At 70.1% G+C, this 24,768-nt stretch carries 21 protein-coding genes, 3 tRNA genes and 1 pseudogene; 13 read left to right on the top strand and 12 right to left on the bottom strand.

Features of this window, described 5'->3' with window-relative positions; genetic code table 11:
- Positions 1-245 precede the first annotated feature (245 nt).
- Positions 246-812, top strand: a complete 567-nt coding sequence (locus J4573_RS02850; protein WP_208253586.1) for a hypothetical protein — start codon at positions 246-248, stop codon at positions 810-812.
- Between the two features lie 334 nt (positions 813-1,146).
- Here J4573_RS02850 and J4573_RS02845 read toward each other — a convergent pair.
- A tRNA-Lys gene (locus J4573_RS02845) sits at positions 1,147-1,219 on the bottom strand.
- A gap of 72 nt (positions 1,220-1,291) precedes the next feature.
- On the opposite strand from J4573_RS02845, the gene J4573_RS02840 reads away from it, so the two are divergent.
- On the top strand, positions 1,292-2,395 hold the full coding sequence (locus tag J4573_RS02840; RefSeq protein ID WP_208253585.1) for an AAA family ATPase: 1,104 nt from the start codon (positions 1,292-1,294) through the stop codon (positions 2,393-2,395).
- On the opposite strand, the gene J4573_RS02835 is transcribed toward J4573_RS02840, so the two are convergent.
- The 3 genes from J4573_RS02835 to J4573_RS02825 form a co-directional block, all read right to left on the bottom strand.
- Positions 2,392-3,267: an ROK family protein gene (locus tag J4573_RS02835; protein WP_307796460.1), complete on the bottom strand. Its 876-nt coding sequence runs from the start codon at positions 3,265-3,267 to the stop codon at positions 2,392-2,394. The two genes, J4573_RS02840 and J4573_RS02835, sit on opposite strands and share 4 nt — an antisense overlap.
- Entirely contained in the window at positions 3,268-3,756 is a 489-nt protein-coding gene (locus tag J4573_RS56600; RefSeq protein WP_208253584.1) for an HU family DNA-binding protein, read from the bottom strand. It lies immediately after the preceding gene.
- A gap of 196 nt (positions 3,757-3,952) precedes the next feature.
- Positions 3,953-5,344 (bottom strand): DUF2252 domain-containing protein, encoded by a 1,392-nt coding sequence (locus J4573_RS02825; RefSeq protein ID WP_243772307.1) that lies wholly within the window; start codon positions 5,342-5,344, stop codon positions 3,953-3,955.
- A gap of 101 nt (positions 5,345-5,445) precedes the next feature.
- Here J4573_RS02825 and J4573_RS02820 point away from each other — a divergent pair, with 101 nt between their 5' ends.
- Entirely contained in the window at positions 5,446-6,762 is a 1,317-nt protein-coding gene (locus tag J4573_RS02820; protein WP_208253582.1) for a diacylglycerol/lipid kinase family protein, read from the top strand.
- A gap of 53 nt (positions 6,763-6,815) precedes the next feature.
- On the opposite strand, the gene J4573_RS02815 is transcribed toward J4573_RS02820, so the two are convergent.
- Positions 6,816-7,643, bottom strand: coding sequence for an ATP-binding protein (locus J4573_RS02815; RefSeq protein ID WP_208253581.1), 828 nt, complete (start codon positions 7,641-7,643; stop codon positions 6,816-6,818).
- A gap of 377 nt (positions 7,644-8,020) precedes the next feature.
- Here J4573_RS02815 and J4573_RS02810 point away from each other — a divergent pair, with 377 nt between their 5' ends.
- A complete protein-coding gene (locus tag J4573_RS02810; protein ID WP_208253580.1) occupies positions 8,021-9,862 on the top strand; it encodes a bifunctional metallophosphatase/5'-nucleotidase in 1,842 nt (613 codons plus the stop codon).
- A gap of 229 nt (positions 9,863-10,091) precedes the next feature.
- Here the strand turns inward: J4573_RS02810 and J4573_RS02805 are convergent.
- A tRNA-Lys gene (locus J4573_RS02805) sits at positions 10,092-10,164 on the bottom strand.
- A gap of 226 nt (positions 10,165-10,390) precedes the next feature.
- On the opposite strand from J4573_RS02805, the gene J4573_RS02800 reads away from it, so the two are divergent.
- The 4 genes from J4573_RS02800 (at position 10,391) to sigK (ending at position 15,574) form a co-directional block, all read left to right on the top strand.
- The gene (locus J4573_RS02800) at positions 10,391-11,929 is read left to right on the top strand and encodes a DUF4331 domain-containing protein (RefSeq protein WP_208253579.1); all 1,539 of its coding nucleotides are present in this window, start codon (positions 10,391-10,393) and stop codon (positions 11,927-11,929) included.
- A gap of 104 nt (positions 11,930-12,033) precedes the next feature.
- Complete coding sequence (locus tag J4573_RS02795) at positions 12,034-13,395, top strand: tetratricopeptide repeat protein (RefSeq protein ID WP_208253578.1); 1,362 nt, start codon at positions 12,034-12,036, stop codon at positions 13,393-13,395.
- Positions 13,395-14,981 (top strand): HoxN/HupN/NixA family nickel/cobalt transporter, encoded by a 1,587-nt coding sequence (locus J4573_RS02790; RefSeq protein ID WP_208253577.1) that lies wholly within the window; start codon positions 13,395-13,397, stop codon positions 14,979-14,981. The genes J4573_RS02795 and J4573_RS02790 overlap by 1 nt, the downstream gene beginning before the upstream one ends.
- Entirely contained in the window at positions 14,981-15,574 is a 594-nt protein-coding gene (gene sigK / locus J4573_RS02785) for an ECF RNA polymerase sigma factor SigK (RefSeq protein ID WP_208253576.1), read from the top strand. The genes J4573_RS02790 and sigK overlap by 1 nt, the downstream gene beginning before the upstream one ends.
- A 122-nt stretch (positions 15,575-15,696) precedes the next feature.
- Here the strand turns inward: sigK and J4573_RS02780 are convergent, their stop codons facing one another.
- Positions 15,697-16,275, bottom strand: coding sequence for a response regulator transcription factor (locus J4573_RS02780; protein WP_208253575.1), 579 nt, complete (start codon positions 16,273-16,275; stop codon positions 15,697-15,699).
- A 271-nt stretch (positions 16,276-16,546) separates the two neighbouring features.
- Here J4573_RS02780 and J4573_RS53590 point away from each other — a divergent pair, with 271 nt between their 5' ends.
- The 5 genes from J4573_RS53590 to J4573_RS02755 all read left to right on the top strand — a co-directional run bounded on the left by J4573_RS53590 (position 16,547) and on the right by J4573_RS02755 (position 21,983).
- Positions 16,547-19,273, top strand: coding sequence for an AAA family ATPase (locus J4573_RS53590; RefSeq protein ID WP_307796478.1), 2,727 nt, complete (start codon positions 16,547-16,549; stop codon positions 19,271-19,273).
- Positions 19,198-19,356 (top strand): helix-turn-helix domain-containing protein, encoded by a 159-nt coding sequence (locus J4573_RS56595; RefSeq protein WP_372442798.1) that lies wholly within the window; start codon positions 19,198-19,200, stop codon positions 19,354-19,356. The genes J4573_RS53590 and J4573_RS56595 overlap by 76 nt, the downstream gene beginning before the upstream one ends.
- Positions 19,357-19,441: 85 nt before the next feature.
- Complete coding sequence (locus J4573_RS02765) at positions 19,442-20,248, top strand: alpha/beta hydrolase (protein WP_208253573.1); 807 nt, start codon at positions 19,442-19,444, stop codon at positions 20,246-20,248.
- 10 nt (positions 20,249-20,258) lie between these two features.
- Positions 20,259-21,023: an oxidoreductase gene (locus tag J4573_RS02760; RefSeq protein ID WP_208253572.1), complete on the top strand. Its 765-nt coding sequence runs from the start codon at positions 20,259-20,261 to the stop codon at positions 21,021-21,023.
- Positions 21,024-21,113: 90 nt separating this feature from the next.
- Positions 21,114-21,983, top strand: a complete 870-nt coding sequence (locus J4573_RS02755; RefSeq protein WP_208253571.1) for a lytic polysaccharide monooxygenase auxiliary activity family 9 protein — start codon at positions 21,114-21,116, stop codon at positions 21,981-21,983.
- A 68-nt stretch (positions 21,984-22,051) separates the two neighbouring features.
- On the opposite strand, the gene J4573_RS02750 is transcribed toward J4573_RS02755, so the two are convergent.
- From J4573_RS02750 to J4573_RS02730, 5 genes and pseudogenes are all read right to left on the bottom strand, one after another.
- Positions 22,052-22,127, bottom strand: a tRNA-His gene (locus tag J4573_RS02750).
- Between the two features lie 67 nt (positions 22,128-22,194).
- Positions 22,195-22,800: an oligoribonuclease gene (gene orn / locus J4573_RS02745; protein ID WP_208253570.1), complete on the bottom strand. Its 606-nt coding sequence runs from the start codon at positions 22,798-22,800 to the stop codon at positions 22,195-22,197.
- Positions 22,801-22,991: 191 nt separating this feature from the next.
- Entirely contained in the window at positions 22,992-23,807 is an 816-nt protein-coding gene (locus J4573_RS53585) for a hypothetical protein (protein ID WP_243772464.1), read from the bottom strand.
- Positions 23,808-23,854: 47 nt separating this feature from the next.
- Positions 23,855-23,959: pseudogene (locus J4573_RS56590) on the bottom strand (DUF2510 domain-containing protein); the annotation flags it as partial.
- A gap of 69 nt (positions 23,960-24,028) precedes the next feature.
- Positions 24,029-24,700 (bottom strand): pyridoxamine 5'-phosphate oxidase family protein, encoded by a 672-nt coding sequence (locus J4573_RS02730; RefSeq protein ID WP_208253567.1) that lies wholly within the window; start codon positions 24,698-24,700, stop codon positions 24,029-24,031.
- Positions 24,701-24,768 lie beyond the last annotated feature (68 nt).

The following is a 24,768-nucleotide window of genomic DNA, read 5'->3' as shown; positions in this document are numbered from 1 at the left end:
TACTCAGAGGGCATTTTGCGGCATGACGTGCAGCAAAGCCCACAGTGCGAGAGATCACTGAAATCATCTGGCCCATCGGGCATCGAGGTCGATAGAGTGCGCTGTGCCCGTGGCCATTCGACTATCGCGCCCCCCTCCCTTGACGAGGTCGCGGGAACGGCTTCGGGAAAGCTGGACCAGTCAGCTCCCTTTTCCCCCATGACTGCCCCGACGCAGCAGGAGGCAAAATGAAGACGCTCTCGAGGATGACCTGCCTTTCCGCGGCCCTCGCGATCAGCGCGGTCTCGCTCTCTCCATCACCCGTCTACGCCGGCACCCGCTCCCCGGCCACGCCCGGAGTGTCTCAGGGCACCGCCGGCCTCGACGACGAGGAGACCTTCACCTTCACGGCCGAGCCGGCCGAGGCCGGCATCCTGAGCGGCGCCGCCGCGAGAATCACCTGCAAGGGCTCGTTCAAGGGCAGCAGGGCCTATGACGCTCCGCATCCCGCGGCGAGCTCGAAGAAGCGGAAGATCAACGCGCACCTGTCGGTCACCTGCACCGGCCCGGGCGCCGGAGCGACGCTCGTCACGGTCAGTTCACGAATGACCGACGGCCACCGGGCGGGCAAGGCCAGTTCGAAGAGGGGTTTCGGAAAGGCCCGGACCGGCGGCGACCTCGCCTGCGTGAAGAGCAAGCGCGCCTACCGGGCCGTGGGCCTGGTGGTCATCAAGTTCCCGCCGAGGTACAGCCCTCCGTCGGCGACCGGGCGCCCGAGCAGCGTCGCCAAGGCCTTCAAGAGGAACGGTAAGGGCATCTGCGTCAAGCCCTGATCGAGCATTTCAATAAGGCTTACCCGAAGTCCCTATGGCAGCGCGCCGACCAGCGTGAACGTGGGCCGGTCAGGTGTCCGGCCGGGGCTTCGGGTAAGCCTTTATTGTGGAATGGCTGGACCGTGGCCATTTCGGCCCTACTGCCATTCCCGATGCGGCCGCCGCGCTGATCTTCGCGTGGGTCTCCGCACCGATCCCCGGGGTGGTCTCCGCGCGCAGTCATCTCGTCCTCGGCCGGGACCGAGTACTTCGATCTCTTTCGCGCACCCGTCCGAACAGCACGAAGGGCGCCCATCCCGGAGGAAGAACGCCCAGCTCGGCGAGAGAACACCGGTGCGCCGTCAGGGACTTGAACCCCGAACCCGCAGATTAAGAGTCTGCTGCTCTGCCAATTGAGCTAACGGCGCGTGACCTTGCGGCCTCCGAAAGGTTACCAGGCCCCTGGGGGTGCGGTGACCGGTGGTCAGTAGCCTGGGGTGGTGATCGGCACGCTGGCGGTGGAGAACTACCGGTCGCTGCGGCGGCTGGTGGTGGCGCTCGGGCCGTTGAACGTGGTGACCGGGGCCAACGGGAGCGGGAAGTCCAGCCTGTACAGGGCCTTGAGGCTGCTCGCGGACTCGGCGCGGAACGGGGTCGTGGCCGCGTTGGCGCGGGAGGGCGGGCTGGAGTCGGCCATGTGGGCCGGGCCGAAGAAGCTCAAGGGCAACCTGGGGACGGCAGGGGATTCGCCTCGGGGGATACGGCTCGGCTTCGCGGCCGAGGACTTCGGTTATGCGGTGGATCTTGGTCCGCCGCCGCCCACGCGGTCGATGTTCGCGCTGGATCCGGAGATCAAGGTCGAGGCGGTGTGGGCCGGGCCCGTGCTGAGACGTTCGGCCGTCCTGGCCGAACGGGGCGGCGGGGCGATCCGGATCCAGGACGAGTGGGAGGAACGGCGGGTCTCGCCGTTCGACAGCATGTTGAGCGAGGCCTCCTCGCCCGAGGTGCTGGCGATCAGAGAACGGGTCAGGTCGTGGCGTTTCTATGATCATTTGAGGACGGACGTGGCCGCTCCGGCGCGGGCGGCCTGGGTGGGGACGCGGACCGTCGTGCTGGGGCATGACGGGGGCGATGTCGCGGCGGCCCTGCAGACCATCCGGGAGATCGGCGATCACGAGGCCATGGACCGGGCCGTCGAGCGGGCCTTTCCGGGGAGCCGGGTCGAGATCGTTCCGGCGGGTGGGCGGCTGGAGCTCACCCTGGTGCAGAAGGGGCTGCTCAGGCCGCTGGGGGTGGCCGAGCTCTCGGACGGGACGCTGCGCTACCTGATGTGGGTCGCGGCCCTGCTGACACCGCGGCCGCCTGAACTGCTGGTGTTGAACGAGCCGGAGACCAGCCTGCATCCGGACCTGGTCGGGGCTCTGGCCGAGCTGATCGTGGGGGCGGCCAAGAAGTCGCAGGTCATCGTGGTCACGCATGACCGGGCGCTGGTGGCCGCGTTGGATGAGGCGCGGGTGCTCGAACTGGTCAAGGACGACGGGGCCACCGGGGTCGAGGGGCAGGGGCTGCTGGATGAGCCTGCCTGGCACTGGCCCAAGCGTTAGAGCAGGTCGCGAGCCCACAGGGCCGCGCCGATGGTCCCGGCCTCGTCGCTGAACGAGGCCTCCACGATGCGGGGCCGGCGCTGGTAGGCGAGCCGGGCGTGGAGCGCGGTCTCCAGTGGCTTGAGGAGCAGGTCGCCCGCCTTGGATAGCCCGCCGCCGATCACGATGATCTCGGGTGCCAGGAGGGTCGTCGCGGTGGCCAGGGCGGTCGCGAGGTGGTCGATCGTCTCGTTCCAGACCGCGAGCGCGTCGGGGTCGCCCGCCTGCGCCAGGGCGGTGACGGCGTGGGTCTCCAGGGCCCGGCCGGTACGGGCGGTGTACGCGCGGGCCACGGCGGGGGCGGCGGCGACGGCCTCCAGGCAGCCCTTGCCGCCGCAGACGCACGGATCGTCGGTGCCGACGGACATGTGGCCGATCTCGCCGGCGTAGCCGTCGCCGACGCACAGGTGGCCGTCGATCAGCATCGCGGCCGAGATGCCGGTGCCGATCGGCATGACCAGCGCGTTCCGTACGCCACGGGCCGCGCCCAGGCGGATCTCCGCCGTACCGCCCGCCCGTACGTCATGGCCGACCGCGACGCGGGTGCCGGTGCGCTCGGAGATCAGGTCGCGGAACGGGACGTCGCGCCAGCCGATGTTCTCCGACCAGACGGCGATGCCCGTCGTGTCGTCCACGATGCCGGGCACGGCCACGCCGACGGCCTCGGGCGTGGCTCCGGCGAGGCCGATCAGCTCGTCGACGGTGTCCAGGACCGCGTCGACGGCGGCCTGGCCGCGCGGGGTCGGGTTGCGTACGGAGGCGACCTTGTCGAGCTCGCGCGTGAGGACCGCGCCCTTCATCGAGGTCCCGCCCACGTCGAGGGCGACGATCACCTACTTGCCGGCCTTCTTGGCCTTCGCCGTCTTCGCGGCCTTCACGGCCTTCACGGGCTTCGCCTTGCCCTTCTTCTTGGCGGGGGCCGCGTCCGCCGCCTTGGCCGCCTTCTTGTCCTTCTTCTTCGGCTCGGCCTTCTTGCTCTTCTTCGCCTTCGGCGTCTCCACCGGGGCGGCGACGGCGGGCGTTTCAGCGATGGCCGTGGCGGAGTTGCCGCCCGCGACGCGGTTCTTGAACGTCTGGCCGACCCGGAAACGCGGCACGTCGGCGGCGGCGACCTCGATCGGGCTGCCGGTGCGCGGGTTGCGGCCCTGGCGCGCGGGGCGCGCGAACCGATCGAACGTCCCGAACCCGGTCACCAGAACGCGTTCGCCGGACGCCACGCTCTCCATGATGGCGTCGAAGACGGCGTCCACGTGGCGGCGGGCCGCGGCCTGATCGCTCCCGGCGCGCGCCGCCACGTTTTCGATCAGTTCACTTCTGTTCATGGAGATTTCCTTTGACATGGGCGGCTTTGCGTGGGGCCAGGTTAGAGCAGTGAGGCCACCCGGTCGAGGGAGCTGCGCAGTTCAGGCACCGTTCAGCCGCCCCGGCACGCGCCGTTCAGCCACCCCGGCGCACGTCGATCAGCCGCGGCCGTCAGCCCCGCTCGGTCGTCGGCCCGGCTCGGCGGTCACCCGACCGTCAGCCCGGCTCGGCGGTGACCCGGCCATCGCGCACCGCGTCGACGAGCGCCTGATGGTCGCGCTCGTTCTGGTCGGCGTACGACTCGGCGAACTCCTCCATGGCCTTGTCGAAGGCGTCGCGGCCGCCCAGGTAGGCGGCGATGGCGATGGGGTCGCCTGAACGGGCATGGGCGCGGGCAAGCGAAGCGCCGCAAATCGTGCCGAACGCCGCCATGAGCTTGGGTGACATGTTCTCTGGCTGGGCGATGCCCTTCCAATCGCGGAGTTGCCGTACGTAGAAGTCGCGTTCGCGGCCGTCGATGCCCGTCAGCCCCTCCCAGCCAAGGAAGATGTCGCTCGCCGCCTGCATCAGGCGTTGCCCGGCGACGACGCGCTGCCCCTGGTTGGCGTATTCGCTCGCCCCGGCGTACGAGGCGAGCACCGACTCGCCCGCCTCCTTGGCCTGGAGCAGCAGCGGATCGCTCTCGTCCCGGCCCTCCAGGAGGAGAATCCAGCAGCGCGTCCCGACGCTGCCGACCCCGACGACCTTGCGCGCCACGTCCACGAGCCGGTACCGCCCCAGCAGGTGCCGGTGGTCGGTCGTGAGGCTCTTCCCGTAGTCCTCGACCAGCCCGCGCAGCGTCGTCTCCAGATCGTCCTTCTCGGCGTCGGGCATCAGGTCGCGGATCGGGGTGATGAGCGGCGGGTCGGAGGCGATGCGCCGCCGGCCGTCGATCACCCGGGTCAGCTTCTTGTACGCCTGCATGCTCGTGCGCGTGCGGGCACGGCTCGCCGCCTGGGCCGCGCGCTTGCGTGCGTCCTCGTCCACCTGGGCGGAACGGATCGAGTTGAGAGTCTCGGCGTTGTCCTGCGCGTACCAGATCTCGAGCGTGGGCCTCTCGGCCAGCTCCCGCATGCGCTCGCGGTACTGCCGGACGCACGCGCTCACCACGGCACGCCGCTCCTTGCCGCGGAACCCGTTCGCCCGGCCCGCGATCACCAGGCTCGTCGACAGCCGCTTGACGTCCCACTCCCAGGGCCCCGGCAGCGTCTCGTCGAAGTCGTTGATATCGAAGATCAACGACCGTTCCGGCGACGCCAAGAGCCTGAAGTTCAGCAGGTGGGCGTCCCCGCACAGCTGCGCGATGAGGCCGGTGTCCGGCGCTGCGCCCAGGTCCGAGGCCATGATGGCCGCCGCTCCCCGGTAGAACCGGAACGGCGATTCCATCATGCGCCCGTACCGGATCGGCACGAGCTCGGGCAGCCGCGCGGCGGACTGCCGCTCGATGATGTCGATCGGATCGGGCCGCTTCTCCGCCGGTTCGTACGTGGCGTGGGCGGCCCGCGGCACCCGGGTGCGGGCTTCCCGCCCCTGGTCGGCGCGTTCTTGTGGAGTGAGTTCGCTGGTCATGGCTCTGACCTCCTCCCCACCCAAGCTCATCGCCACACCGCCGGGTCGCATCACCCAGGCAAGGTGATGTGACACGGCACCGGACGCAGTGCCATGGTCTGATGATGAACGTCCAGGCCTGGACCGCGCGGTTGTCGTTCGTGCTGGCCACCGCGGCGGCGGTGGGCCTGCTCCTGACGGCCGGCCTACGGAGCTTCACGCTGCTGGGCATCGGCGTGGGCGGGCTGATGTTCGGGGCCGCCGCGGCCTGGTGGGTCCTCACGCATCACGGCATGGTCCGCTACCTGGCCGCCCTGCTGGCCATCCTGGTGCCGGTGGCGGTACTGGTCCGGTACGCGGTGGTAGGCATGCTCTGGACCGTGATCGCCTTCGTTGCCCTGTGGACCCTCGCGACCCTCGCCGGACGCGCCGCACTCCGTGCGGACTCACCCACCCCAGGCCCCACCGAATACGTGACGCCACCGCCCGCCCACCCGTTCCTGATCATGAACCCCCGCTCGGGCGGCGGCAAGGTGGGCACATTCCACCTGGACGACAAGGCCCGCGACCTAGGAGCCGAGGTCGTCGTACTCGACCCCGACCACCCGCAGGACGTCGCCGAGCTGGCCCGCGACGCCGCCTCCCGCGGCGCGGACCTCCTCGGCGTGGCGGGCGGCGACGGTACGCAGGCCCTGGTCGCCGGCGTCGCCGCGGAGAAGAACCTCCCGTTCATGGTCATCTCCGCCGGCACCCGCAACCACTTCGCACTCGACCTGGGCCTGGACCGAGAAGACCCCTCCACAGGCCTCACGGCCCTCACCGGCGACGGCATAGAGATCCGCGTAGACCTAGGTCTCATCGGCGACCGCGTCTTCGTCAACAACGCCTCGTTCGGCGCGTACGCCGCGATCGTCCAAAGCCCGCACTACCGCGACGACAAGGTCGGCACCACCCTGCAGATGCTCCCCGACCTCCTGACCCACCACGGCGGCCCGCGCCTGACCGTCCGCGCCAAGGACCTGCTCCTCGACGCCCCCCAGGCGGTCCTGGTCAGCAACAACCCCTACCAGGGCGGCGACCCCGCAGGCCTGGGCCGCCGCGAACGCCTCGACAGCGGCGTCCTGGGCGTCCTAGGCGTCACCGTCGCCAACGCAGCCCAAGCCGCAGGCATCATCCGAGGCCGTCGTTCCCAAGGCCTCACAGCGGTCACCGTCACCGAGGTCGTCATCGACGCCGACACCCCCGAGATCCCCGTAGGCGTGGACGGCGAAGCCCTCATGCTCCCCACACCCGTCCACTGCCACATCGAGCCCGCAGCCCTACGCGTCCGCGTCCCCCGCAACCGCCGCCAGGCCCCCAAGTCCAAACCCCAAATGAACTGGCGCCGCCTAACAACCCTCGCCTTCACCCGCCAGAAACCAACCCCCCTGAACGCCTAACCCGTACGGCCAGGCTCACGCCTGCCGGATCCGGCTCCCGTCGCGGGTGAAGGTCAGGCCGACCGGAGCGGTGCCGACCTGGACCGATGCCAGCTGGGCGCGGCGTGGATCGGTGACGAGCTTGGCGCTGTCGAACGCGACCAGCGCATTGCTCTTGCGCGCGGTGACCCAGACCGTCCTCCCGTTGGGCGCGACGGCGACCCGGACGGGGGTGCCGTTCGCTGCCCGGACGCCAGTGCGGGAAGCCGCCGCGCCAGCCGGTCGGCGATCTGCCGCGGCGACAGCGACCGGACCCGGGCCGCCGCGAGCTCGATGGCCGGCGGCAGACCGTCCAGCTGCCGGCACACCTGAACCACCGCGTCGCAGTTGGCGCCGGTGATCGTGAACGAGGGCAGCGTCCGCGTCGCCCGGTCCACGAACAACCGGACGCCGTCGTATTGCTCCAGTTCCTCCGGCGCGAGAACGGCATCACCGACCGGCACCGGCAGCGGAGGCACCCGCACCGCCCGCTCTCCGTCCAGGCCGAGCGTCTGCCTGCTCGTGGCCAGCGCCACGACCCCAGGGCAGCGCTCCAGCACCGAGGCTAGAAAGCCCGCGGACGCCTCCAGCACGTGCTCGCAGTTGTCCAGGACGACCAGCATCTCGCGCCGCCGCAGATGATCAATTACCACCCGGGCGACCGGCTGCCCCGACAGATCGTGCAGCCCGAGCCGGTCCGCGACCAGGTTGGCCAGCAGCGCCCCGTCCCGCAGCTCGCCCAGCCCGACGAACACCACCCCATCGGCGAACCCCGCCGTCGCACGCGAAGCCACCGCCGCCGCCAGCCGCGTCTTGCCGACCCCACCCGGCCCGGTCAGAGTGACCAGCCGCGCCTCACTCAAGGCCGCCCGGACATCCCGAGCCTCGCGCTTGCGCCCGACATAGCTCGACGCCGGCCTCGGAAGGCCATTGGGCGTGCCCACACCTCACCCTTCACAGAAAACCCAAGGTCAACGCACGCTATTCGACCCCAACGCCGCGCGCCACACCTAACGGCAGGTCAGAGAGCAAACAGAACCCCGACAAGGTCTGGTGACCGCGTCGCCGCTGACGGGCGGGACTGCGAGTGCGGGCGTAGCCCTCCTCTGGAGGTTTGGGGGTGCAAGACCTGGGAGTGCCAACGATCGGGTGCCGAGATAGGAGGAACTTGTCAGCGGGGATTCAGGCGCAGGAGCCCTATCGTGGCTGGTCGTCAGCTTGCGGAAGGGATGTGCGCGTCATGCAGAGTCCGGAGAGCCCGTCCGGCCCGGCGCCTCGTTGGTGTTCCTGTCGTGTTCCGGATGAGGACGCCGGCATCAGCCGCAGGCGGGTGCTCGGCGGGCTGACCGCCGCCGGCGCTCTCGCGGTCGCGGGCTGGCCCCGTACGGCCGAGGCGGCGAGTGGGGGACGGACGGTGACCATCACGGTCATGGGGACCTCCGACATCCATAGTCACGCCGTCGACTGGGACTACTACAAGGACGCCGCGTACAGCGACAGCGCCGGGAACGTGGTCGGCCTGGCGCGGGTGTCGAGCGTGGTGAAGCAGATCCGTGCCGACCGCGGGCGGGAGCGCACCCTGCTGTTCGACGCGGGGGACACCATCCAGGGCACGCCCCTGGGGTTCTACTACGCGACGGTGAAGCCGATCACGACCACCGGGCAGATCCACCCGATGGCGGCGCAGATGAACGCCATCGGCTACGACGCCGTGGCGCTCGGCAATCACGAGTTCAACTACGGCCTGCCGCTGCTGCACAAGTGGATCAGCCAGATGAGGGCGCCCGTGCTCGGGGCGAACGCCGTGCACGCGGGCTCCGACCGGCCCGCGTTCCGCCCGTACATCATCAAGAAGATGCACGTCCCGGGGCATCCGCCGGTCAGGGTCGGCCTGCTGGGCCTGACCAACCCGGGCATCGCCATCTGGGACAAGGGCAACGTCTCCGGCAAGCTGGACTTCCTGGATCTGGTCGAGACGGCCAAGAAGTGGGTTCCGATCATCCGCGCACAGGGCGCCGATGTCGTGGTCGTCAGCGCGCATGCCGGTGACAGCGGCCTGTCGTCCTACACCGGCGACATTCCGGTGGAGAACGCCTCGGCCATGGTGGCCCAGCAGGTCCCCGGAATCGACGCCATCCTGTTCGGGCACGCGCACATCGACGTCCCCGAACGGTTCGTCACCAATGACATCACCGGCGAGACGGTCGTGATGAGCGAGCCGAAGTGCTGGGGCGAGCGGCTCTCGGTCTTCGACCTCACGCTGGCCCGGCACCACGGCCGCTGGAAGGTCACCGGCAAGTCCGCCACGACGGTCAACACCAACACGGTGCAGGAGGACCCGAAGCTCGTCGCGCTGGTCAAGAAGCAGCACGACGCGGTGGTCGCCTACGTCAACCAGGAAGTGGCCACCTCCACCCAGGAGATGTCCGCGGCGGAGTCCTGCTGGAAGGACACCGCGATCCTCGACTACATCCACCTGGTCCAGACCGCGAAGGTGAAGGAGGCCATCGCCGGCACGAGCCAGGCGTCGCTGCCCGTCCTTTCGATAGCCGCACCGTTCAGCCGCGCCGCCACCTTCCCGGCCGGCAAGGTCACGATCAAGGACATCGCCGGGCTCTACATCTACGACAACACCCTGCTGGGCAGCGTCCTGACCGGCGCGCAGATCAAGGCGTACCTGGAGTATTCGGCGCAGTACTTCAAGCAGGTCGCGCCGGACGCCGCGGTCGACCCCGCGGCCTGGACCAACGCCGACAACCGTCCCGACTACAACTACGACCAGCTCTCCGGGGTCACCTACGACATCGACATCGCCCAGCCAACGGGCTCACGGATCCGCAACCTCTCCTACGAAGGCAAAGCGGTCGCCGACGACCAGCAGTTCGTGGTCGCGGTCAACAACTACCGCCAGTCCGGTGGCGGCGGCTTCCCTCACATCGCCACCGCCCCGGTCGTCTACAACGCCCAGGTCGCGATCCGCGAGGCGATCGTCGCGTACGCCTCCGCCGCCGGGACCATCGATCCCGCCACGTTCCAGGTGAAGAACTGGCAGCTGGCCCGCGACGGCAAGCCCGTCTTCTGACGCCGCCGGGCGCCCGCCCCGGCTGTGATCGCCGTTCTCACGCCGGCATGGGGGCTGAGAGTCCGACCTGGCCGTCCGCAGCAAGATCGTTGGTGGTGGGCCGGCGCTGATGAGCGGGACTGCGCTTGCGGGCGTAGCCCGCCTCGGGGGGTGTGGGGGGTCGTCCCCCCACATAAACACGAAAGCGACCGGGAAGGCGGCCAAAGGCCGCCGAACACGGTCGCTCGAGTGCGCCGTCAGGGACTTGAACCCCGAACCCGCGGATTAAGAGTCCGCTGCTCTGCCAATTGAGCTAACGGCGCGTGTCGATCTCGGCTCCCCGGCGTACCGGGGTTCCTTGCGACAGGAAGAACAGTAGCAGGAGCCCAGGACCCTACGCGAATCGATTAGTCCCGGTCCGTGACCTGGTCTGACGGCCTCTGGGGCGGGGGTTGGGGAAGTCGGGGCAATCCGGGGCGGGGAGGGCGGCGAATAGCAGGCAGGTGCGACGGGAGCCCGCGTTCCATGCGGGCGGAAGGGACACACACCATGCCGACACGCCTCACCGGACGGTCACGGACCGTCATGGTGCTCGCCACGGGGGCGGCACTGTTCGCAGGGGGCATATCGGGTCTGGCGCCGATGCAGGCGACGGCCTCCAGCCACCGCGAGGCCCCGCTGATCTCGGGCCAGCCGGAGTATGACAACACCGATGTCTACGCGTTCGTCAGCCCGGACAAGCCGGACACCACGACGCTCGTGGCCAACTTCTGGCCGTTCGAGGAGCCGGCGGGCGGGCCGAACTTCTACAAGTTCAACCAGGACGCCCGGTACGAGATCAACCTCGACAACGACGGGGACTCGCTGCCGGACTTCACCTATCGGTACACGTTCAAGGACTCGTACCAGAACCGCAACACCTTCCTCTACAACACCGGTCCCGTGAAGACCGTGACCGACCCCAACCTCAACTTCCGGCAGACCTACGACCTGCAGCTCATCGAGCGCAAGGGCGGGGCGGTCGTCAATACGCAGTACCTGGGCCAGAACCTGCCGGTGGCGCCCTCGTACGTGGGCAACGCCTCGATGCCGGACTACCGTTCGCTGCGCAACCAGGCGGTCAAGCCGATCGCGGGCGGCGCGCAGTCCTTCGCCGGGCAGGCCGACGACCCGTTCTTCCTGGACCTGCGGATCTTCAACCTGCTGTACGGCGGCAACCTCAAGGAGGTCGGCAACGACACCCTCAAGGGCTACAACGTCCAGACCGTGGCCCTGCAGATCCCGAACAAGCTCATCACCAAGCCGGGCCAGCCGATCGTCGGCGTGTACTCGGCGGTGCAGCGCAAGAACGCCGCGGGCGGCTACACGCAGGTCTCGCGCCTGGGCATGCCGCTGGTGAACGAGGTCGTCAACCCGATCAAGGACAAGGACAAGTTCAACGCGTCCGTGCCCTGGAACGACGCCCAGTTCCTGCCGAACGTCACCAACCCCGAGGTGCCGCGGCTCATCCAGTCCATCTACAAGATCCCCGCGCCGCCCACGCCGCGCAACGACCTGGTGCAGGCGTTCCTCACCGGCGTGCCCGGGCTCAACAAGCCGCCGAACGTGCGGCCGGCCGAGCTGATGCGCCTCAACACCTCGATCCCGCCGACGCCGAACCCGAAGCGGCTGGGCGTGCTGGACGGGGACAAGGCCGGGTACCCGAACGGGCGGCGGCTGACCGACGACACCGTGGACATCACCCTGCAGGTCGCCGAGGGCGAGCTGCTCGGCACCAAGAACGACCTCGGTGACGCGGTGGACGCCAACGACGTGAAGTTCGACCAGAGCTTCCCGTACGTCGCGCTGCCCACCTCCGGGTCCGCCGTCCGCGGCGGCTACGGAAGCGGGAGCGGTGGCGGCAGTGGCGGTGGCAAGAGCGGCACCACCACCGGCACCGCCTTCAGCCTGAGCAACCGGTCGGCCAACTCCACCGACAACGGCGACGGTGGCGGGGTTCCGATCCTGCCCATCGCCGCTCTTGCAGGTGGCGCGGCCTTCCTCACTGGCGGCTTCCTGATGTGGGCCCGTCGCAAGCGGTCCATCTGAACCGCGGCAAGCGATCCATCTAGCCCCATCTAGCCATCCAGGACGTGCCGGCCCGCCCAGCGCTTAGGACCCCCGGGCGGGCCGGCACTTGGGGGAGGAGATTCATGACGTTCATCTGGAAGCTCGTGCGGCCCCTGCATAGGTTCACTGTGCTGGGGGTCGTCGTGGCGCTGGTCTTCGGCCTGTCGGCCCTGGTGTCGATGCGCCTCGGCCACAGTTTCCGTACGGAGGCGAGCTCGGGAACGGCTGCGACCGGGACCGGCGTGGACGGCGTTAGCGGTCGTAATATCGCCGGGTTGCAGAAACACCTGCGCGAGCAACCGCGTGACGCCACCAGCTGGGCGGCGCTTGGGCTGGCGTACGTGGAGCAGGCACGCGTAACGGCCGACCCTGCCTATTACCCCAAGGCCGCCGCGGTCCTGGACAGGTCGTTGCAGGTCCAGCCCAAGGACAACGAGGCTGCCCTGACAGGCCAAGGTGCTCTTGCCGCGGCACGCCATGACTTCACGAGGGCGTTGAGCCTCGCCGACCAGGCGCTCAAGGTGAATTCGTACAGCATGGGCGCGCAGGCCGTACGGGTCGACGCGCTGGTGGAGCTCGGGCGCTACGACGAGGCCGATCGCGCTGTACGGCATGCGGACGCCACCAAGCCCGGCATCCCCATCTTCACGCGCTACGCGTACGTCATGGAATTGCGCGGACACCCCGACCAGGCCGAGCGGGTCCTTCGCGAGGCGGCCGATTCGGCGAACGCCCCTGCCGACGTGGCCTACATCCACACCCAGCTTGGGGAGCTCGCCTGGAACCACGGCGATCTGAAGGCGGCAGGCAGCGAATACGCCATCGCGCTTCGCGCCGACCCGAACTCCCTGGCGGCTCTGGACGGCCGTGCCCGCGTGAAGGATGCCCAGGGCGATCTGGCTTCAGCTTTGCAGGACCGAAAGGCCCTCGTCGCCAGGGCACCGCTTCCCGCGTATGTGGTCTCCCTTGGCGAGCTGTACGACGCGCAGCGCATGCCCGACCAGGCGCGTGCCCAGTACGCGGTGGCCGGTTCATGGGCCAAGCTCGCGCAGGCCAACGGTGTGGCCACTGACCTGGAGGGATCGCTGATCGCCTCCGACCACGGCGACCACAAGGCGGCCCTTACCGCAGCACGCGCCGAGTGGAACCGCCGCCACAGCGTCCATGTCGCCGATGCGCTCGCCTGGGCGCTGCATGTGAACGGCCAGGACCGCGAGGCGCTCGGCTATGCCCGGCAGGCCTCCCGTACGGGCTACCGCAACGCTCTCTTCTTCTACCACCGCGGCATCATCGAGAAGGCTCTCCACCTCCCCGAGGCCAAGAACGACCTCAAGGCCGCCCTCGACCTCAACCCGCACTTCTCCGACCTGCACGCGCCGCTGGCCCGCAAGGCGCTCAAGGAGCTCAAGGCGCTCAAGGAGCTGGAAAAGCAGGGGAGGGCGTAATGAAGCGACTCCTCATCCTCCTCACGCTCGTTGTCTTGCCGGTCGCCATGGTTTTCCTGGCGAGGCCCGCTTCCGCATCGGCGGCGGTAGGGCAGGTAGGGCACCCCCTGGGCAACTTCTCGGTCAACCGCTATGACGGCCTCGTCGTTGGCCCGGGGGAGCTTCGCGTCGACCACGTGGAGGATCTCGCCGAGATCCCCACAGCTCAGGCCGGTCGCATTAACGCGGACGCTCGCTGCGCCGAGGCGGTCCGTTCGATGACCGGCACAGCCTCCGGCCGGCCGCTGACCTTCACGGTTCGCGCCGCGACCGTACGGACTCAGCCGGGCCAGGCCGGGCTTCCCACCACCCGCGTAGAGTGCAGCCTCACCGCGCCCGCCGAGGGACCGATCACCTTTCGCGACAACCCGGCCTCCGGAACGATCGGCTGGCACGAGGTAACCGCCCAGGGCGACCGGATGACGCTCACCGGGTCAGACGTTCCCTCGGCCTCGCCGAGCAAGCGCCTGACGGCTTATCCGGCGGACGCGCTGTCGAGCCCGCTGTCGCAGAACAGCGCCAGCCTCCGCGTGCGCGCAGGAGGTCCGCCCCTGACACCCACGGAAACTCCGGTGCTGAAGCTTCTCCCCAGGGGAGGCGACCGGGTGTTCGCCGACCTCATCGGCCACCGTCACCTGACCCTGGGCTTCGGGCTGGTCGCGCTTCTGTTGTCGGTCGGCCTGGGTGCCCTGCACGCCCTCGCCCCTGGGCACGGGAAGACCATCATGGCCGCGTACGCCGTCAGCCGAGGCCCCCGAGCCCGCCGCGACATCCTCACGTTGGGCGCGACCGTGACGGTCACCCACACGGCAGGGGTTCTCGTACTGGGCGTGCTCATCCTCTCCGGGACCGTGCTCGCCCCCGGCCTGGTGTTCGGTGCGCTGGGCGTGGCGAGCGGTCTCCTGGTCGTCATGGCCGGAGTTCTGCTCCTGCGCCGAGCCATAGCGAAGGTAAGGGCAGCCCCTCACACCCATGGACACGGCCACGGCCACGGCCACGGTCACGGCCACGGTCACGGTCACGGTCACGGTCACGGACATGCTCACAGCCACAGCCATGCTCACAGCCACAGCCATGAGCCCGTTCTCGTCGGCGCGCAGGGAGCCTCAACCAAGCAGCCCGAGCCCGCCCACGGCCACACGCATCCGCATCCCCACCCTCATCCCCACCCTCGTCCACATCCTCACCCGCACACTCACTCCCACAAGGCAGCGAAAAGCGGGAGGGGCGCAGCGTTGATGGGCTTCGCAGGAGGGTTGGTGCCGAGCCCCTCCGCGGTCCTCGTCCTGGTAGGCGCGGCCGCCATCGGCAAGGCTTGGTTCGGGGTGGCCCTGGTCATCGCGTACGGAGCGGGGCTTGCCCTTGCACTCATCCTGGTGGGCCTCCTCGTACTGGGCACCGGCCGTGCCCTGGCAGATCGGCTGCCCACCTCAACAGGCCGTCTCCGCCGCGCCGGAGCCCGCGCCCTGCCCGTGATGACCTCGGCCGCGGTCATCCTGCTCGGCCTGGGGCTGGTGCTGCGCAGCCTGCCGGGCGCCCTCGGCTGATGTGGGGACGCAGGGCACCCGCGCCCAGCCCGGAGGCCGCCCAGCCGTCCGGCCTCGACGCCCTGCTCGTACGCGTGGCGCGCAACGACATGGCCGCGTTCGAACAGCTCTACAACGAGGTCGCGGGTACGGTCTACGGCCTCATCCGCCGGGTCGTACGTGATCCGGCCCAGTCGGAGGAGGTCGCGCAGGAGGTCCTCGTCGAGGTCTGGCGTAAGGCGTCGCGGTTCGATCCGGGACGCGGCAGCGCCATCGCCTGGATCACCACCATGGCGCATCGACGGGCGGTCGACCGCGTGCGCTCGGCCCAGGCGACGGTTGAACGCGAGGACCGCGTAGCCCGTTCCACCAGGGACGTTCCGCACGACGAGGTCGCCGAGCAGGTCGTCGACCAGCTGGAGCGCGAACGGGTCCGCCGCTGCCTTCAGGGCCTGACCAGCGCGCAGCGCGAATCGGTGACCCTGGCGTACTACGGCGGCCACACCTACAGGGAGGTCGCGGAGCTTCTGCGACTGCCTTTGGGCACGGTTAAGACCCGCATGCGCGATGGCCTGATCAGGCTGCGCGACTGCCTGGGCGTACGAGCGGCATAAGCCGAGGGCCCCGAGCCAAGCGGGCTAAGAGGAGGGGAGACGGCGAGGGGAGTCGGGGAGATGGGAGTCGATGCGGCGGGAGTCTTATTTGCGGGGGTTAGTTTGTGGGCGGCAGGCGCAACTCAGTCTTTTGCGGGGAGGACGCTCATCATGCCGCGCCATAGTGCGATGGCAGTGGCTCGGGAGCTCACGCCGAGTTTCGCGTAGATGCGGTTGACGTGGTTCTTGACGGTCTTTTCGCTCAGAAACAACTGGCGTGCGATCTCGCCGTTCGAGCGCCCGCTCGCGATGAGGTCCATGACCTCGGCCTCGCGCGCCGAGAGTCCCAGGCTGACGCGGCTGGCGTCGCGCACGCTGCGAATCAGGTCTCGTACGGTGAACGCGCCCGGCACCAGGTGACCGCACGCGCCGCCGCGAATGGCGGCCTCCACCGTGCCCTGGTCCTCGGCCGATGCCAGCACGAAAACGCGCGCGCTGCGGCTGAGAGGCGCGGCGTGCCCGGTACGGGCGGCGTCGGCGTCGAGCAGAACTATGTCGGGCTTCAGCCGTTCGGCGAGACCCACCGCATCGGGGCCGTCTCCGGCCTCGGCTATCACCTCGAGTTCTTCGCTGCCGGCAAGCAGCGAGACGACATCGGCGCGCACGTGGGGATTGCCGTCCACCACCATCACGCGTAGGGGGGCCGTTTCGTCGACGCTCATCCCGCCTCCGGCGGTTTGACCAGGGGGTGTCATTGCCATGTATAAGGACGGAGCATAACCGGCCGATCATTGGGAGCCAACGAGCTTAGTTGATGGACGGGCCGATGGGGACCCAAGAGCCTCCCGGTTTCATTGGTGATCCACGACTTCACGTTCCCCGCCGTCCTGGCGTGTCCGGCAGCGCCGACAGCCCCGGCATCACTGCGGAACTGCTGACTTCCCGGGGCAAATGGGGATGACTGTGACCACCGAGTCATGGTGACCCGGGCGCCTGAGGTGGGGGATCTCTGGTGGAAGCCCGCTGCTGGGACGCGAAGAGGAACGCAAGGCCCTCGCCACGCTCCTGGAAGCCGTTCGGGACGGCCTGAGCGGCGTGCTGGTCCTGGTCGGCGAGGCCGGGATCGGTAAGACGCGGCTGCTGGAGCACGCGGCGAGCACGGCCACTGACCTGCGCATCTCGCGAGTGGTCGGCACCGAGCCCGAAGCCCGCCTCGGCTTCGCGGCCCTGCACCGGCTGCTGCTTCCGTTCCTCGAGCTGAAGGAACGGCTGCCCGCTCCCCAGCGAGAGGCGCTGGACGCCGCGTTCGGCCTGCGCTCGGGGCCTCGCCCGGACCGGTTCCTGCTCGGGCTGGCCTGCCTCACCCTCCTGTCGGAGGCCGCCGAGACGCGCCCGCTCCTCTGCCTGGTGGACGACGCGCAATGGCTGGACCGCGACTCGACCGAGGCGCTGGCGTTCGTGGGGCGGCTGCACGCCGATGGGATCGGCTTGGTGATCTGCGTTCGCGACGGGGACGAGGCGGCGTGGGCCGGGCTGCCGTCGCAGCGGCTCGGCGGGCTGGAGGAGCTGGACGCCCGCGACCTGCTGGCCGCCTCGGGCGCCACGGCCGCCTCGGGCGCCACGGGCGCCTCGGGCGGTGCGCGGCTGCCGCCCGGCACGATCGCGCGGGTCATCGCCGAGACCGGCGGCAACCCCCTCGCCCTCCTCGAACTCGCCGGCGAACCGACCGGCAGGCTCTTCCCGTCAGCGCCGCTCCCGTCCGCGCCGCTGCCGCTGGGACAGCGCCTCGAAGAGCATTTCCTGCGGCAGGTACGGGCGCTGCCCGAGCAGACGCAGGCGCTGCTCCTGCTCGCGTCGCTGGTTCCGGCCGGCGACACGATGCTGCTGTGGCGGGCCGCCGACGAACTCGGGCTCCCCGCCACCGCGGCGGACGACGCGATCACGGCCGGGATCCTGGCCGAACGCCCGTTCCTCGCGTTCCGGCATCCGCTGATCCGTTCGGCGGTGTACGGCGGCGCGCAGGCCGCCGAGCGGCGCCAGGTCCACGCGGCGCTCGCCGCGGTGCTCGATCCGGAACGCGATCCCGACCGGCGGGCCTGGCATCTGGCCGAGGCGACCGTCGGGATCGACGAGGACGTCGCGAACCAGCTCGTCGCGGCGTCGGAACGGGCCCGCGCGCGGGGCGGATATTCGGCGCAGGCGACGTTCCTGTCGCGGGCGGCGGAGCTGACGGCCGACCTCCAGGACCGCGCGGCGCAGCAGGTCGCCGCCGCGCAGGCGTACATCATCGCGGGCGAACCTGGCACCGCACAGGACCTCCTCGACCTGTCCACGGCGCAGCGCGGCGACGCCGACACCCGGGCCGAGGCCGTACGGCTGAACGGGTCGATCGAGATGGCCTACCTGCGGGTCGCTGCCGTTCCGGCGCTGCTGGCGACGGCCGAGCCGGAGTCGGGGCCGTTGCGGCGGCTGATGCGGCTTGAGGCGATGCAGGCGGCGCTGCTGGCGCGCGGGCGGATCGACGGCGCGACGCTGTGGGACGTGGCGCGGTTGCTGCTGTCGGAGCCTCCGGCCGGGCGCGACGACCTACGGCCGCTGGACGGGCTGGCCGTACGGGTGGTCGACGGCTGGGAGAAGTCCGTTCCGGTGCTGCGATCGGCGATCGCCGCGCTCCTCGCCGACGAGAACCTCCGCGAGACGGGCGCGCCGCTGGCCGTCCTGTCCTCGGTCGCGGCCGAGGAGATCTGGGACGACCGGGCCCGCCGGTCCGTGCTCGACCGGATCGCCGCGATCGACCGCGAGCAGGGCGCGCTGTACGCCCTGCGGACCACGCTGCTGGGAATCGCGACCTCCGACCTGTGGGCGGGCGACTTCGCCGCGGCCCAGGCCTGCCACGCCGAGATGGAGGAGATCGTCGCCGTCATGGGCCTGCCCGCACAGGGGCCGGTGCACCGTGTCGAGCTGCTGGCCTGGCAGGGACGCGAGGACGAGGCGCGCGCGGCCGCCGAGCTGGTCAGCGCGTTCGTCGAACGCACGGGCCTCGGGGTGATGGTCAACCGGACCCGGCACGCCCTGGCCGTCCTCGACCTCAGCCTCGGCCGCTATCCGGAGGCCTTGGCCGCGGCGGTGCAGGTCTTCGAGGACGATCCGCCGTCGTACGGCAACCTCATCCTCCCGATCGTCGTCGAGGCGGCCGTCCGTACCGGCGACGACCACATGGCCCGGCGCGCCCTGGACCGGCTGGCGTTCCGTTCGCGGATCTGTCCGACCCCGTGGGCGCTCGGCCTGCACAGCCGCAGCCGCGCGCTCCTGACCGACGACGCCGGGGCCTGCGACGCTCTGTTCCAGGAGGCGATCGGCCATCTCGGCCGAACGATGATCGCCACCGAGCTCGCCCGTACGCACCTGCTCTATGGCGAGTGGCTGCGCCGCCGCCGGCGCCGCAGCGACGCCCGGGCTCAGCTCCGTACGGCCTACGGCATGTTCACCACCATGGGCGCCGCCGGTTTCGCAGAACGCGCCCGTACCGAGCTCAAGGCCATCGGCGACCGCACACCGCGCCGCGGCGCCACGCCGAGCACGACCTCACCCCGCAGGAACTCAGCGTCACCGTGCTGGCCGCCGCCGGGGCCACCAACGCCCAGATCGCCACCCGGCTGTTCATCACGACCTCGACCGTCGAGTACCACCTCAACAAGGTCTTCAGGAAGCTCGGCGTGACGTCCCGCCGCCAGCTGGCCACCGCCCTCCACGACCCCGACCTCGGCCCGGACCTCGACCCGGACCGGCCCGACGCCGGCTGATGACTGGGGTCCGTCCCGGATACGAGCGCTCGCCCACCCGTGCTGTGCTGGCCCGGCAGGCACCGCCGGATCGGAGGGCACCCCGATGACCACGCCGACCACGCCCCATCCCGTGATCTTCATTCACGGGCTGTGGCTGCACACCACGTCCTGGGCCGACTGGACCGCGCTGTTCCAGGCCGAGGGGTACGCGACCGACGCCCCCGGCTGGCCGGGCATCCCCGACACCGTGGCCGAGGCCCGCGCCAACCCCGAGAGCATCGCCGACCACGGCATCGACGACGTGGTCGACCACTACGCGGCGATCATCGCCAAGCTGGACGCCAAGCCCATCCTGATCGGCCACTCGTTCGGCGGGATGATCGCCCAGAAGCTCCTCGGCATGGACCTGGCCGCCGCGACCGTGGCGATCGACGCGGCGCAGATCAAGGGCGTACTGCCGTTGCCTCTGTCGGCGCTGCGGTCCACCCTCCCGGTGTTCAAGAACCCGGCCAACCGGCACAAGGCCGTCTCGCTCACCGCCGAGCAGTTCCGCTACTCCTTCGGGAACGCGCTGAGCGACCAGGAATCCGAGGAGCTCTTCGAGCGCTGGACGATCCCGGCGCCCGGCAAGCCGCTGTTCGAGGCCGCCGCGGCCAACTTCGACCCGCACTCGCCCGCGAAGGTCGACACCCGCAACCAGTCCCGCGGCCCGCTGCTGCTGATCACCGGCGGCAAGGACCACACCGTTCCCGAGTCGGTCACCAGGTCCACGCTCAAGCAGTACCGGCACTCCGAGGCCGTCACCGACCTCACCGAGTTCCCCGACCGCGGCCACTCGCTGACCATCGACCACGGCTGGCGCGACGTCGCCGACGCCGTCCTGAGCTGGCTGCACGAGCAGTCGCTCTGAAGGCCGTTCCATGGACCTGAACCTGAACAGCAAGACGGCCGTCGTCACCGGCGCCAGCCGTGGCATCGGCCTGGCCGTCACCCGCGCCTTCCTCTCCGAGGGAGTACGCGTCGTCGCCGGGGCTCGTGAACCGGCCGACGTTCCCGGAACGACCCCGGTCAAGGTGGACCTGGCCGACCCGGCCGGGCCCGCCGCCCTCATCGACGCGGCCGTCGAGGCGTACGGCGGCGTGGACATCCTGGTCAACAACGTGGGCGCCGCCCGCCCCCGTACCGGCGGCTTCCTGTCGGTGACCGACGAGGAGTGGGCGGACGCGCTGACGATCAACCTGATGGCCGCCGTACGGACGACCCGCGCGGCCCTCCCGCACCTGCTGGAACGCGGCGGATCCATCGTCACCGTCAGCTCCGTCAACGCCCGCCTGCCCGACCCGCTCGTGATCGACTACTGCGCCGCCAAGGCCGCCCTGACCAACTTCTGCAAGTCCCTCTCGAAGCAGGTCGCGGCGAACGGCGTCCGCGTCAACACCGTCAGCCCCGGCCCGGTCTCCACCGCCCTCTGGCTCGGCGCAGGCGGCGTCGCCGAAACCGTGGCCGGAGCCGCCGGCGGCAAACCCGGCGACATCGCCGCAGCCGCGGCCGCCGAGTCGGCAACCGGCCGCTTCAGCACCCCCGAGGAGGTAGCCGCCCTGGTCCTCTTCCTGGCCGGAGAAGGCGCCGCCAACATCACCGGCAGCGACTTCACCATCGACGGAGGCCTCATCACCACCCTCTGACCCGCTCACCACCCTCTGGCTCGACCTTGAGATGAACCCGCCGGTGGCCGCGGGCCGTACTCCGGATCGTCCGCGATCTAGGAGGGGCCCGTGTCCGCCCGCATCGTGGCCGTCGCCGCCGGTCTGGGACTGCTCGCCATGGCCAGTCCCGCCAGCGCGCACGGCGCACCCCAGAACCCGGCCAGCCGCGGCTACGCCTGCCGTACGTCCTCGTCGGCGGCCTGCCGCGCCGCCGGAGCCGAGGTGACCCGGGCCTGGGACGACGTCCGCGTCCCGAACGTGAACGGCCGCGACCGCCAGATGATCCCGAACGGCAAGCTCTGCAGCGGCGGCCTCGCCCGATTCCAGAGCCTTGACGCGCCCCGTTCCGACTGGCCCACCACGACCCTGGCCAGCGGCGCGCGCTTCACCTTCCGATACCGCGCGTCCATCCCGCACGAGGGATCGTTCAGGCTCTACGTCACCCGCGACGGCTACCGCCCCACCGCCCGCCTGACCTGGTCGGCCCTGGAGAGCAAGCCGTTCCTCCAGGTGAAGGACCCGCCCATGCGCGACGGGTCGTATACCTTCACGGGCAAGCTCCCGGCGAGCAAGTCAGGCCACCACGTCATCTACACGATCTGGCAGACCACCAGCACGCCCGACACCTACTACTCCTGCTCCGACGTCCTCTTCAAGGCGCCCAAGAAGCCCGCCGCCGCAGCCCCCGCTCGCCCCCACCGTTCACCCACCCCGACCGCAACCCCGCCAGAGCAACCGGCAGGGCAGCAGCCCTCAACGGCGCCAGCAACGGCCCCCGCAGCCGACCCGGTCGCTGCCAAGTCCAAGGCCACGTCCAAAGGCGGCCCAGGGTCGCTGATGCTCGTCGCGGCAGGCGGAACGGTGCTCCTCCTACTGGCCGGAGGCGCCTTCACGCTCCTGCTCATCCGGCGATCAAGATTGCGCCGCGACCCGTTCTGACGGCGAAGCGCGCCGTTCTGACGGCAAAGCAAAAGGCCCGGTCGCGGATGCGATCGGGCCTTTGGGTTTGGGGTGAGTGACGGGACTTGAACCCGCGACATCTTGGACCACAACCAAGTGCTCTACCAGCTGAGCTACACCCACCATGAGCCGGGATCTCTCCCGGCTCCAAAGAGTGTAGCGCCTCCGGCCGGGTGGTCGGCCACCCGGTTTACGGGGCCTTGGGGCTGACGATCTCGGCCGCGATGCCCCTGGCGGTCTCGGAGTCGGGGCCGGGCTGGGGGACGAAGACGGCGGCCCGGTAGTAGCGGAGCTCCTGGATGCTCTCGGTGATGTCGGCGAGGGCGCGGTGGCCGCCCTTCTTCTCCGGGCTGGCGAAGTAGGCGCGCGGGTACCAGCGGCGGGACAGCTCCTTGATGGAGGAGACGTCGACCATGCGGTAGTGCAGGTGGCCGTCCAGGGCGGGCATGTCCCGGGCCAGGAACGAGCGGTCGGTGGCGATGGAGTTGCCGCAGAGGGGGGCCTTCTTGGCGTCCCGGACGTGCTTGCGGATGTAGCGCAGCACGGTGTCCTCGGCCTCGGCGAGGGTCACCCCGCTCGGGAGGACCTCCAGCAGCCCGGAGTTGGTGTGCATGTCGCGCACCACCTTGGACATCTGGGTGATGGACTCCTCCGGCGGCTTGATCACCACGTCGACGCCCTCGTCGAGGATGTTGAGCTCGCTGTCGGTCACCAGCGCGGCTATCTCGATCAGCGCGTCGGCGCTCAGGTCGAGTCCCGTCATCTCACAGTCGATCCAGACCAGCCGCTCGTTCACTCCATGCCCTCTCACCTGCGTGAACTCCGGGTTGAGCCCCGCGTAGCGTCCGTCGCCGGCCGGTGGTGCGAAGGCCGGTTGCAGGCGGGCTGCAACACCGGTTGCGGCACGACCCGAATCGAGGCCGACATGGACACTCAGCCAGGCTACGCCGTTACGGAGCGCTTCACGACCTTGGTCAGGCGATCGGTTCAACGGGTTCTGACGGACGCGACGAGGCTCTGGAGGTCCCCGCCGTTCGGGTGGCTGTCGGGCACCGAGACGAAGAAGGTGCTCGGGCGGGCGCCGGCGCCCTGGTCGATCAAGATCAGGACGGCGGTCTCGGAACGGAAGTTCCAGCCGCGGCTCTGGGCCTGCGGGAAGATCACCTGGAACTTGACGTACCAGGCGCTCCTGCCGCTCACGGTGTAGGCGCGGTTGTCCCGATCGCGGCGGGTGTGGGAGGGGTAGGCGCCGCGGGGTTCCGGCTCGGACTCGATGTTCTTGGCCAGGGTCGTGGCGGCCTTGGAGAGGTCCTGCGTGCCCGTGTAGGGGACCGAGGCCGGAAGGCGCCCCGAGTAGGCGTTGGCGTAGTAGTTCTGGGTGCCGTCGTACTTCTGCTGAACGACGACTATTTCGGCGTAGGTGAAGCCGTACGAGGTGTTGAAGCCATCGGAGGAGGCGAGGGGCATCGCCGTCCAGCCGCCGCCTAGCCGGGCAAAGCTGACCCCTGCCTGGGCATCGTCGATGGTGCCCGTGATGGGGGAGACGCCGGTCGCGGTGGAGGTGGGGGACGGGGTGGGTTTGGGCTTGGCCTCGTTCTTGAACGTGCCGGAGGCGATGAGGCGACGGCGAGGACGACCACGAGGACGGCAGCGCCGCCGCCCGCCAGAGCCCAGATCAACCCCTTGCTGGTCTGGGCCTTGGCAGGCGGCGTCTGAGGTTGGGCCTGCGCCGGGGCTTGCGCCTGCCAGGGCTGGTTCGCGGGCGGCCAGGTGTCTCTGGCGGGCCAGGCGTCCGGTTGCCATGGCGGTGCAGGGGGCGGTGCAGGGGGTTCCCCGCCCGTGGGGGCGCCGGTGGGGCGGGTCGCCTGGGTCCACTGGCCACCGTCCCAGTACCGCAGCAGGCCCGGCGTACCGTACGGGTCGCGGTACCAGCCCGGAGGGGTCTGACCGCTCATGCCCCGAGTATGAGCGAACTCGCAGGTGATCGGGGATCTCGCGGCCTTACCTGGCCGCCCGGTGAACCACTACTGGGGCGCGGGCACGCTCGTGGTGCGGGTGGCGATGTGGGGCGGTACGGGGATGCCGGGCTTCAGCTTCGCGTCGGAGACCGGCTCCTCGAAGACCATGCGCACGGGCTGCACCCCGGCCCACACGTCCAGGGCGTAGTCCTCGTCGTCATCGATGGGTGGCCCCTGCCGTACCTTCACCGAGGCCTCCTCCAGGGAGAGGGCCATGACCGTCGTGGCGGCGAGTTCCTTGCGGTTCGGCTGGCGGGTGGCGTCCCACTGGCCGGGGGCCACCTGCTCGACGATCGCGCGAAGGCCCGCGAGGCGTTCCTCAGGATCGGTCACCTGGCGCGGCACCCCGAAGATCAAGGCGCTCCGGTAGTTGACGGAGTGGTGGAACAGCGAGCGCGCCAGCACCAGCCCGTCCAGATGCGTGACCGTCACGCAGACCTCGCCCGCAGGCCCGGCCGCCAGGCTGCTGGCGCCCGTGGAGCCGTGCACGTAGAGGGTGTCGCCCACCCGGCCGTACGCGGTGGGGATCACGCGCGGGCTGCCGTTCACCACCACGCCGAGGTGGCAGATCATGCCTTCGTCCAGGACGTCGTACAGGTCGGCGCGCTCGGTGCGGCCGCGCTCGCGGCTGCGGCCGAGGCTCGTACGGGCGGTCGATGACAGCGGCGTGGTGTTCATGACGTTTTACGCTAGAGAAAGAGTGGCATGGCCAGTAGGGCCACTTCGTTCAGATAGCGGGAGACCAC

Origin of the sequence: Actinomadura barringtoniae (assembly GCF_017573505.1) — a bacterium.
GTDB lineage: Bacteria > Actinomycetota > Actinomycetes > Streptosporangiales > Streptosporangiaceae > Spirillospora > Spirillospora barringtoniae.
Note: the sequence above shows the minus strand (reverse complement) of the source record. Positions and strands in the feature narration are given on the sequence as shown.